The sequence below is a fragment of the Candidatus Coatesbacteria bacterium genome (assembly GCA_014728225.1).
GTDB lineage: Bacteria > RBG-13-66-14 > RBG-13-66-14 > RBG-13-66-14 > RBG-13-66-14 > WJLX01.
Genome location: WJLX01000052.1, coordinates 21,163 through 32,068, shown reverse-complemented (window position 1 = coordinate 32,068; position 10,906 = coordinate 21,163). Strand labels below are relative to the sequence as shown.

The following is a 10,906-nucleotide window of genomic DNA, read 5'->3' as shown; positions in this document are numbered from 1 at the left end:
GTCGGTATCCCGCGCAGGGCGAACCATAAGCCGCGCTTGCGGGCCAGGTAGACCCAGAAGCCGCTCATCGCCGCCAGGGGCAGGCAGAACAGGGCCAGGGCGCCCCAGAACAGGGGACCGCCGATGATCAGCGCCGGGATCAACAGCAGCAGCGCCGGACCGGTGAACAGGTAGTTGAGCACCGCCGAGGTCGGCATGCCCACCGACAGCGGCGGGAAATGAGGCTGGTTGCCGTGCCAGGTCCGCGGCTTGCGCTCTTCCCATATCCGGCGATCGCCGAAACGCATCCGTAGATGGTAGCTGAACATATTGGCCACCTTGCGCAAGTAGTCGGCGAACAGGCGGCGGAAGCGGAAACGCTTGTGATGAACGAAGTCCAGCTCGACGTCCAGGTAGAACCAGGCGTCGACGGAGCCCAGGCGGTAGCCGATGTCGTAGTCCTCATAGGTCATCATCGCCGGATCGAAGCCGTCGACGGCCTCATAGGCGTCACGGCGCACCGCCATCAGCGAGGCCCAGGGGGTGTCGATACGCCGGGGCATCTTCAGGTAACGGTAACGCAGGAACAGGTTCTGATACTGGGAGAGGTAGTTGTCGAAAGGACATTCCTCGGCGCTGACGGCGGCGACGCCGCCCAGTTCCGGGTGCGACCGCATGCGATCGTAAATCCGTGCCAGGGTGTCCGGGCGGACCTCGACGTCGGAATCGACGAAGACCAGTATCTCGCCCCGACCCGCCGCGACGCCCAGGTTGCGGGCCCGGGAGGGGCCGGAGTTGCCCGGGGTGCAGAGCAGCTTGACCGGGTAACGGGCGACGATCTCCCGGGTGGCGTCCCTGGAGCAGTCGTCGACGACGACGATCTCGAAGGCGGTCTCGGGATGGTCACGCAGCGGCAGTAGGGGCGGATCATCGAAGTCCCCGCCGTCGGCGCCCTCGCCGACGACGCCGTCGCCGGCGTTGGCCAGTACGGACTCCAGGATGCGGCCGATCAGATCGGCGCGGTTGAAGACGGGAATGACGACGGTCAGAATGGTCATGGGCTGTCGAAAGTTGGAGTGGGAGCCGCTCGAACCGCTGATGATCTGCAATCTTGTCCGGGCGGCCGTTGAAAAACCCGCCCCCGGCGTTCGCGCCGGGGCGACCCCCGGAACTGGCACGGTTTTTGCAGCGCTGAAACCGCTCGGACGGACTGCGTTGCTCGGCGACGCAAAAACCGTGCCAGTTCCGGGGGCGGGGTGTTGCTCGAGCGGGCCGTGTTCCGGCGGCGGGTTTTTCAACGGCCGCCGGGGGCGGTTCACTCGGTCGGGACGAGGGTGACGCGCAGCCGTTCGAGCTCGTCGACGGCGCGGCAGAACTCACGGAAGTCGAGGTAGTCGTCGGTTTCGACGTGCTGGGGCGGCAGCAGCAGGCGGCGGTTGATGACCAGTTCGCGGCCGTCGTCGCCGTCGCGCGTTTCGGTCCGCAGCTCGTAGGACGCCGCCAGGGCCTGGAGCTCCTCGTCGAGGAGGGAGCTTTCCTCGACGCTCCAGCCCGGCGGCAGGCGGAAGACGACGGTCGAGGATTGGGAGAGGTAGTCGGCGTAGGCGAGGTCGTAGTGTCTTTCGTTGCGGTTGATGAAGTTGTTGGCCAGGTTGAAGGGCTGCAGGACGACGGGCAGGTTGTAGCGCGAGCCCTCGAAGCCTCCGAGCCCGGCGGTGTTGAAGACCACGCGGTAGCCGAGTTCGGCGTTGGGTTCTTCGACGCCGCTCAGCTCGTAGTCGACGAGGGTGGCGCCGGGGAAGAAGTTGTTGAGTTCGTAATCCAGGGTGTCGCGGGCGTCGCGGGCGTCGAGGTAGTTGACGCGCAGGGCGGCGGTCAGTCCGAGGAGGCGCTCTTCGAGAACGCCGCGGCTGGTGCCGCCGGGCTGGAGGTCGATCTCGACGTGGATTTCGTTGAGGTGGTGCTCCAGGGGCCGTTCGGGTAGCCTGTCCCAGCGACCGGCGTCGAGGCGGCGCACGGGTTGACCCTCGTGTTGCAGGCCGAACTCGCCCAGGGCGACCCGGCCGGCGCCGAATTCTACCCACTCGACGTCGTCGGGTAGTTCCAGGCGGGCGATGGGCTTGGTGAACTCGGCCGGGGTGAAGGCGTCGTCCATCCGGGGGCCGTCCCAGCGCGAGCGGGTCAGGCAGAGCTCGGCTTCGAGGCCGATTTCGCGGCAGAGGGCGATGAACAGCAGCAGGCGTTCGACGTCGCGGCCGGCGCGGCGGTAGTAGGTCCGGCGGACGCTGTCGGGGTAGAAGGCGCCGCCGCCGTAGCCCTTGATCTCCCGCACCACATAGGAGTAGAGCCGTTCGGCCCGGGTCCGTGGGTCGTCGACGTCGGCGGTCAGACGACGGGTCAGCTCGCGCACGGGTTCGTCGGGGCGCAGGGCTTCCAGGGCCCGGCCGTGGTACCAGTCGAAATAGACCGCCGGCTCCTCGAGGGTCGAGAAGACGACGAAGGGGGTGAAGGTGCCGCGCTCGGGCATCAGGCCCTCGGATTGGATGGCCGGAGCGTCGCGCACCTCGTGGACGTAGGCGGTGCGTGGTTCGAGATTGTAGGGGGCGTCGCCCGCCGAGCTCAGGCCGTCGGGCAGACGGACCCGGTAGCTGTCGCCGTTGAAGCCGCGCTCGTCGTACTCGACCTCGAGGACGTCGGGGGCGCTGACGACGAAGCGGCTGAGGACCAGGGGGTCGCCGTATTCGCGGAAGTAGAAGCGGCTGGTCCAGTGATCGAACAGCTCGGTGATGATCCGGTACTCGGAGTGCTGGCGGTAGCAGACATCGATGATCGAGCCGACGCGGACGCCCTCCATGCTGACGGCGCGTCCGCCGTCGGTGGTGTTGATGGTCGTCGCCTCGAGGGTCCGGCCGTCGGGGGTGTAGGTGCGGGCGTGGATCAGCTCCAGGTCGCCGTTGTCCGGTACGACGACCTCGCCCCAGCGTTCCAGGCCAGTGGGAGCGAGGATCTTGACCACCTGGCGCAGGGTGGTGGCGTAGGTGTAGTCGGCGTTGACATCCATCCGCAGGTAGTCGAACAGCATGACCGCGTCGCTTTTGGGGTAGTCGGCGGGTTCCGGGGCCGAGGCCAGCAGCTCCTCGACGGTGGGTTGGAACTCGTCGTCCAGCTCGGCGGAGCGCCAGGCCAGGTAGCGGCGCAGCCAGTCCTTGGCCGGATACTTCTCCAGGGCTTCGGTGAGCAGCTCGGCGGCGTCGCCGCCCTGCGCCTCGAGGGCCAGGCCGAGGTTGAGGTAGCCCCGGTAGTCGTGGGGCGCGGCCTCGATCAGCTCCCGGTAGACGGCTTCGCGGTCGCCGAAGCCGCCTTTGAGGTAGCAGCGGGCCAGCTCGAGACGGGCGTTGACGTCGTAGGGGTCGGCCGCGATCAGCAGGCGGTAGTGTTCGGCGGCTCCCCGGTAGTCGCCGATCTCCTGCAGCAGGTCGGCCAGGTCGCTGCGGGCGGTCGAATGGTCGGGGGCGAGCTCCAGCAGGCGCTCGAGAACCTCGAGGGCCTCGAGGGGGCGCTCGTTGCGGTCGAGGAAGCGGGCCCGCTGCAGCAGGGCCTCGAGGTTGTCCGGCGCCGCCGTCAGGGCCGCGGCGAAGGCTTCGTCCTCCCGGGGGGTGACGCCCTTCTCGTTATAGCGATAGGCCAGGGCCAACCAGAGGTCGGGCGAGTCAGGGTTGGTTTGGATCAGGGACTGCAGCCGGGCCAGGGCGCTCCAGTAGCGGCCCTCGTCGGCCTCGGTCTCGGCCAGGGCCAGTTGGGCGGGCAGGATGGCGGGTTCGGCGGCCACGACGCGCTGGTACTGGGTGCGGGCGCGCCCGGTGCGTTCCTCGCTGCCGTCGGCCTCCAGCACCCAGCCGGTCAGCAGGCGGATCAGCTCACCGTCGGGTCGCCGCTGTTGCAGCTCGTTGAGCAGCCCCAGGGCGCCGTCGTAGTCCTCACGGTGGGCGGCGATGACGGCCCGGTGAAACAGCCCGGCGTCGTCGGCGGGCAGTTCCGCATTGTGCGGCGGAACGGCGACGCCCTCCTCCGTCTCGCGCTCCAACCCGCGGTCCGTCGAGACCTCGAGGCCGTCGACGGCACGGCCGTCGGCTCCGGTCAGCTCCAGCTTGAAACCCCAGGCGACCTCGACCTGGCTCGAGCTGAGGTAGTTGTGGCGGCGGCATTTGACCATGAGCCGGTGCCAGCCCGCCGGGGCGCTGAAGGGATAGTCGATCTCGACGGGGGCGGCGCTGCGGATGTCGTCGCGCACACCGACGAGGGTCTCGTCGACCCAGATCTTGCAGGCGTCGTCGGCGACCAGGTTGAGGTTGTACTCGCCGTCCCGGGGCAGGTAGACGTAGCACAGGGCGTAGGCCGTGCCCCGGCTGATCGCCGTGACCTCCTCGAGGGGGATGAAGCCGCGGCTGTCGCCGGCGGGGGGCGTCGTCCAGCGGGTCTCGCCGAGGACGGGCAGCTCGTAGGCGTCGCGCAGGCGGCGTTCCGGCGGGAACTCCCAGTCGATGTCCAGGGGTCCGGAGCGGACGAAGGGGCCGACGACGCTCCAGTCGTTCAGCAGGCCGACGGCCCGGCGGCGTTCGGCGAGCTCGCTTGCGTCGCCGCGGCGACGGGCCAGGAAAGCCAGCCAGCGGTTGGCCGCCCGACGGGCCCCCGGGGTGAGGTCGTCACCCGCAGTCAGTTCGATCAGGACACCCTCGACGGCGGCGAAGTCGCCGCTGTAGTCGACGTAGCGCAGCAGGTCGCGGATCAGGGCCTCGCCGCGCAGGCCGGCGGGATCGGCCTCCAGGGCCGCCCGGAAGGCCTCGAGGGCCGCCCGGTCCTCGCCCAGCAGCAGCCTGGCCCAGCCCCGCGCCTCCCAGCCCGCGGCGTCGCCGGCGGCGACGGGGGCCGCGGCCGCTTCGTGGGGGTCGGCGCCGTCCAGCAGCAGCTCGAAGGCGGACAGGGCGGGCACCGCTTCGGCGTGGACCGCCGGCGTCGTCCAGAGCAGCAGCGGGACGAGACAGAGGAGGATGCGTTTCACGGGGGCCTCCGGGTTGGGCGCGGCTTCGAGCGTATCGGCCAGTGTGGGGCCAATCATAACCCATGGGCGCCGCCGCGACAAGTTCCGGCCGTTCGGCGGATTTCCGCTTCAAGTTGGGTCGACGCCGCTGCCGGGCCTACACTCTTGCGCAGCGAACGATGGGTACGGTTCTGTACCGCCGGGAGCTCCTGCTTTTGTAATGTCTATCCTCGTGGGGAGGGAGAAGGGTGTGGGGCTTTTCGGCCGGGTGTCGAAGCGGGCGGCCGGAAACAGTCGTCCCCCCGGGGGCGGGCGGCGTTATCATCGGCCGGCGCCGTTTGGACATCCTGACGTCGTTGAAGAAACCCTGTAGGGGAGGACCGGGCTATCCTCCCGTTTGGCGGATCGAGTATCCAACAGCGGGCGGTGACACCAAACGAACGGCGATAAAACCAACCCCGGCCAATTCGCCGAGGTGACACGTTTACACTATGTCTATAGCTTAACGCTGGACCGGACCGCCCAGGGCCTTAAGCCGGGGGAGAAGCGAGAACCGACGCCGGGATGCCAAAACCAACCCCGGCCAGTTCGTCGCGGTGACGCGCTTGCACTATGTCCGGAGCTAACCCTGCGGAGCTTAACGGTGGACCGGACCGCCCAGGGCCCTGAGCCGGGGGAGAAGCGAGAACCGACGCCGGGTTGCAAAAACCAACCCCGGCCAGTTCACCGAGGTGACGCGCTTGCACTATGTCTATAGCTTAACGCTGGACCGGACCGCCCAGGGCCCTGAGCCAGGGGGAGAAGCGAGAACCGACGCCGGGGTGCAAAAAAACAACCCCGGCCAATTCGCCGAGGTGACGCGCTTGCACTATGTCCGGAGCTAACCATCCGGAGCGAACCATCCGGAGCTTAACGGTGGACCGGACCGCCCAGGGTTTCCTTGGGGGAGGAGGGGAGACGGTCCGGCCCACATGGACACCGTCGCGAGACGGTGGGTTCACCGCCGGGCCCGTCGGGGCTTCCTTGGGGGGAGGAGGGGGACGAACCCGCGCGGCGGAAAGGACAGTCTAACCATCCAGCGGCGATTTTGTCAAGGGTCTTGCCATCGGTCTTGCTACCGGTCTTGCCACCGCCCTGCCGACAACCGACTCCTTGACGCCCCAGCCCCCCGCCACCTATAATCAAACCACGCGCAGCAAACCACCAGCAGTACCCGATCGGAGAACCCCGGAGAAGCGATGATCCTCGACGTCAACGCCACCCGCCAGGAACTCATGCGGCTCAACCGCCGCCTTGGCGTCGCCAAGCGCGGCCACAAGCTGCTCAAGGACAAGCAAGACGAGCTGATGCGGCGCTTCTTCATCCTCATCGACAAGAGCAAGGGCCTGCGCAAACAGGTCGAGAAAGAGCTGCAAAAGGCCCTGGCCGGCTTCGTCGTCGCCCGGGGGCTGATGAGCGAGCAGGACACGACAACCGCCACCGCCCTGCCCAAGGTCCAGGGTACCGTCAAGGTCGCCACCGAGCGGGTGATGAACCTCAAGGTCCCACGCCTGGAAGTCGAACTCCAGGGCAACGCCCTGGCCTACGGCCTGGCCGCCACCCCGCCCGAACTCGACCTCGCCGTCGAAGGCTTTAGAACCGTACTCCCACGGTTGCTTGAAATGGCTAGCTTAGAGAAATCCATCGAACTCGTCGCCCGCGAGCTCGAGCTGACCCGCCAGCGCGTCAACGCCCTCGAGTACAAGATGATCCCCGATTACGAGGAGACCATCCGCTATATCTCGCTCAAGCTGGCCGAGCGCGACCGCAGCAACACCTCGCGGCTGATGAAGGTCAAGGAGATGCTGGAGGAACAGCGGGGGTATTAAGGACGGAGGCCGGATTCTCCAACTATTAACAGCGGCCCCTCGGGGCCGTTTTGATTATGGTCCTGTCGGGCGGAGTCTTCTCCACGGGCAAGTAGACACGCTGCAATTACTCGACGCCCGTAGGGCGGGGGCTCCGTCCCCCCCGCCGCAGGTTGTTCCAGAGCTCGACGCCCGTAGGGCGGGGGCTCCGTCCCCCGCCGCAGATTGTTCCAGAGCTCGACGCCCGTAGGGCGGGGGCTCCGCCCCCCGCCGTTTTGTCAATCAGCTCAGGGGTTATCCAGAAACGGCCGGGTCAGAGACCCGGCCCTATGGAATTGGGTATTGAGATTGATGTCCGAATATTGACCGTTGTGTTGAACTGCACCCTGTAGGGCGGCCCCTCTGCGGGCCGCCGCAGCCTATAATTCATTTCTCGGCTCAGCTAAATGGTCTAAATATTTTTGATCAATGTGAAGTTTTGGTACAGAATAAAAACCAACAAATTCACCATTTTCTAATAATTTAGGACTAAATCCAATCATCTTTATTTCTTCTGTTTTCGGTAAATATACATTATTTTTATTCCTTAATCCATAATGTGCTATAAGGTAGAAGTCTTGAGAAAAAATATCTTCTTTTGTTAAATTATCAAATTGTACAGGTATTTTAAAATGTCCACGAAAACCGTACATGCTTGGAAATCTAATGATTCTATTATAGTCAAAATTCGTGTAGTCTCCTCTTTGCATTATTATGTGTTTTGTGTTATCATTTTCAAGTACTATAAAGACTTCACATAAGATATTTTTTCTTATTGAAGGATTGTGTATTGCAAATCGGACTTCTATTCCATTATTTTTTAAAAATCCAGCATTATTAAGCGTTTCAGAGTACGGTTCAATTTCAACCGATAAGCCGCTTGTCTCTGTTTGTTCAAAGCGCTTTGATTCAAGATTAAACTGTCTATGAATTAATAAACCAGTTAAGGATGTTGCCATTACACCTAAGCTTGAAAGAATCCAGGGTAAAAAATTGTTATCCCAATTAAAAAGCCTGCCAAGCGAGTTGCTTAGAAGAGCAGATATAAAGAAAATAAAAATACTTACAATCGACAGAAAAAATATTATCCATATTATTTTTTCTAATGGATTTAATTTGCTCAACGATTGCTTCATTTTTTTGTAGAGGTTCTTCTGTTTCCCCATGCTATCCTCCATTCCTTTAGTAATCGACTGCTATGGTATACTTTGTTAAACTAAAGAGTCAACACACCATAGTCATCAAAATGCATCTTTTTCTCGGCGGGGGGCAGAGCCCCCGCCCTACGGGGTGCTAATGCAAATGTTGGGTGGAATCGGAGCCCCGGCCCTACGGAGCGGGAATGCGAGCCATTTGTCGGCCCGGCCCCCGCATACACCCTGCCGGAGTCCCCCTACCTCACCCTCCTGTAGGGAAATTGATGCCGGATATGCTCGCGATAGAACCGGCCGGGTTCCGGGTTGCCCATCATCCGCCGGTAAACCTCGACGGGCACGCCCTCGTACTGGTAGACCTGACCGTCGTTGAACTCGAATTCGAGCAGCTCATCACCGCACTGGTACCCCACGGAGGCGATGATTTCGCAGTTGATGGGCAGCCGCAGCATGCTCTTGCTGAGTTAGAGGCTATTCAATCATGGGATAGTCGGCAGTCGATAGTCATCATTTGCGCTTTATTCTGCAGCGATCCGCGGGCGGGTCTTAAGACCCGACCCTACGGGGCCGCCTACACGCCCGGAACGACCCAAACCCAGCCGCCGGCGCGGTCCTTGCCCGCGGACTCCCCGACGGGGAGGCCGCGGAATGCAAGGAGCGTGACGGCGGCGGGCGGGTGCGAATCGACAACGGAAAACGACCGGGACCGCGCAGGCGGTCCCGGATGCGGTTAACCGTTACGGGTGTTACTCGAGCGCTAGCGCTCGACTTCTTCGAAGTCGACGATCTCGGCCTGGAAGCTCCACTGGTTCTTGTCGCCCAAACCGTTGGCGGCGTAGTAGGCGGGGTCTTCCTCGAGCTCGTCCAGGGTGCGCTGGGTCATCAGGGGGACGGTCTCGCCTTCGTTGTAGACGCGCAGGGTGCCGGACTTGAAAGCGATCTTGGTCTCCTCGGATTCCTCGTCGGTGACGGTCTTGACGCCGGCGGCCAGCCAGAGGGTCTCACCGTTCTCGGCGGCCTCGCGCAGGCGCTCGACCTGGGCCGGATCGCTGATCGGCACCCAGTACTCCTCGTCGCCCTGGCGGACTTTGACCCGGGCCTGGGCGACGCCCATGTCGTAGCTGACGCCCTGGGTGGCGGCGTTGAACTGGATGACCTGGGTGATCAGGGAATCGAGGTTGTTCTCCTGGGCCACCATGGCGCCGGAGGTGCCGCCGGTGTAGGCCATTCCGGCGGCCCGCTCCTCGGCGGCGGCGACGGTCTCGTCGGAGACGGTCGAGGGTGAGGAGGTGATGCTGCCGACGGCGCCGCCGGAGCCGAAGCCCTCGCTCTCGGTGTCGACCTCGCCGCGATCGGAAGCCTCGGCGGCCTTGTTGATCCGGGTGACGCCGATCTCGAAGATGTCGGTGTCGTCGTCGACCACGCCGGATTCCTCCAGCTCGCGCCGGACCTCATCCTCGTCGTAGTAGCGGCCGCCCTCGTAGATCAGGCTGGTGACCTCGCCGGTGGCGGCGTCCTGGTAGATCTGGCGGTAGGAAAGGTACTCGAAGCTGCCGTTGGTCTCGTAGGCCACCTGCTTGAAGGCCTCGGTGGCGCCGTAATCCTGGTCCAGGCCGGAGCAGCCGATGGCGAAGATGCTGGCGCCCAGATCGTTGGCGTCGTCGACGGCGTCCTCGATGTCGTAGTACTCGTCATCGTACTCGTGGGGCCCGGCGTCGCCGATCAGGAAGACCAGTTTGGTTATCTCGTCGTCATCGTCCCAGTCGATTTCGTTGAGGCCGTCGTCGAGGGCGCGGTAGACGCTTTCCGGGGTATCGCCGCCGCCGCCGGCGTAGATGCCGTTGATCACCCCATGAAGCTCGACGACGTCATAGGTGAAGTCGCTGATCTTGGTGACGTAGGCGTCGCCGCGATCGCGGTACTCGACGATGGCGAAGCGCACGGCGGGAGCGGGGTTGCCCCGGGCCACCTCGCTGGCGATCTCGCGCATCTTCTGCTTGACGACCTCGATCTCGTCACCCATGCTGCCCGTGGTGTCGACGATGAAGGCCACATCGACCCGGGGGGCGTCGCCGGCGGGATCGACGAAGACCACGGGGGTGTTGGGGTTACCGTAGCGCATGTCGCGGATCTTGTCGACGAGCATGGCGCTTAGCTGGTCGAGCATCTCGAAGACGCCGTCGGTGTCCGGAGTCTCGGCACGGACGCCGCCGAGGATCTCACCGGTCTCGACCCCGAGGACCTGGGCGTCCAGGCGCATCGATTCCTCGACCAGGGTCAGCGTGCCCATGATCATCAGGTCCAGCTTGAGCATCCGGCCGACCTCGACGGCCTGCTCGGGGTCAGTGATCCCGGAGCCGGAGAGGGCGTGCTCCTGTAGCACTCGATCCAGGCGCTCGCGCTCGACCACGGTGATGTCCGGCTGGTTGGCGAGGTCGGTCATCAGCATCTCGGCCAGACCCTCGGAGAGGTAGTCGTAGCTGTCGTCGGGAGCCGCGACCTTGAAGTACAGTACGCCCAGTTGGGCGCCCGCCAGGGCCGGCAGGGTCAGGGCCAGGGCCAGCAACACAACGAAGTGCCTCGTTCGCATGGTTCCTCCGTTTCTCGCATGGTTTAAGGGATAATTGCCGCCCCGGGACGGGCGTCGGGGTGGATTAATACTTTACGATTGTAGCATCATGGCGGTTCCGTTTGCCGGTCTGTTTCAGCGAGCGGTGCATTGTCCCGGGCGGCGCCCTGTTCGCGGGATCGTCAGACGGTGCCGTCAAGCCGGGCGGCCGGAACCGGCACGGTTTTTGCATCTCGGCGGCGCCGGGATCGCGCTCGCGGGTTGCCGCCTCGGCAAAAAC

General features: G+C 64.2%; 6 protein-coding genes. 1 reads left to right on the top strand and 5 read right to left on the bottom strand.

Going from position 1 to position 10,906, the window contains the following annotated elements:
- The coding region (locus GF399_04160; protein MBD3399507.1) for a glycosyltransferase at positions 1-1,037 on the bottom strand (1,037 nt) is incomplete at its 3' end.
- Between the two features lie 257 nt (positions 1,038-1,294).
- Positions 1,295-5,038, bottom strand: a complete 3,744-nt coding sequence (locus tag GF399_04155) for a DUF3857 domain-containing protein (protein ID MBD3399506.1) — start codon at positions 5,036-5,038, stop codon at positions 1,295-1,297.
- Between the two features lie 1,217 nt (positions 5,039-6,255).
- Between GF399_04155 and GF399_04150 the strand changes: the two genes are divergently transcribed.
- Positions 6,256-6,885: a V-type ATP synthase subunit D gene (locus tag GF399_04150; GenBank protein ID MBD3399505.1), complete on the top strand. Its 630-nt coding sequence runs from the start codon at positions 6,256-6,258 to the stop codon at positions 6,883-6,885.
- Between the two features lie 398 nt (positions 6,886-7,283).
- Here GF399_04150 and GF399_04145 read toward each other — a convergent pair whose 3' ends face one another.
- The 3 genes from GF399_04145 to GF399_04135 all read right to left on the bottom strand — a co-directional run bounded on the left by GF399_04145 (position 7,284) and on the right by GF399_04135 (position 10,647).
- Complete coding sequence (locus GF399_04145; protein MBD3399504.1) at positions 7,284-8,069, bottom strand: hypothetical protein; 786 nt, start codon at positions 8,067-8,069, stop codon at positions 7,284-7,286.
- 227 nt (positions 8,070-8,296) lie between these two features.
- Positions 8,297-8,509, bottom strand: a complete 213-nt coding sequence (locus tag GF399_04140) for a KTSC domain-containing protein (protein MBD3399503.1) — start codon at positions 8,507-8,509, stop codon at positions 8,297-8,299.
- Between the two features lie 305 nt (positions 8,510-8,814).
- Positions 8,815-10,647 (bottom strand): VWA domain-containing protein, encoded by a 1,833-nt coding sequence (locus GF399_04135; protein ID MBD3399502.1) that lies wholly within the window; start codon positions 10,645-10,647, stop codon positions 8,815-8,817.
- Positions 10,648-10,906 lie beyond the last annotated feature (259 nt).

Bases quoted from the DNA above. Each gene is read 5' to 3' on its own strand.
- GF399_04150 (MBD3399505.1), top strand. From the start codon at position 6,256: ATGATCCTCGACGTCAACGCCACCCGCCAGGAACTCATGCGGCTCAAC.
- GF399_04145 (MBD3399504.1), bottom strand. From the start codon at position 8,069: ATGGGGAAACAGAAGAACCTCTACAAAAAAATGAAGCAATCGTTGAGC.
- GF399_04140 (MBD3399503.1), bottom strand. From the start codon at position 8,509: ATGCTGCGGCTGCCCATCAACTGCGAAATCATCGCCTCCGTGGGGTAC.
- GF399_04135 (MBD3399502.1), bottom strand. From the start codon at position 10,647: ATGCGAACGAGGCACTTCGTTGTGTTGCTGGCCCTGGCCCTGACCCTG.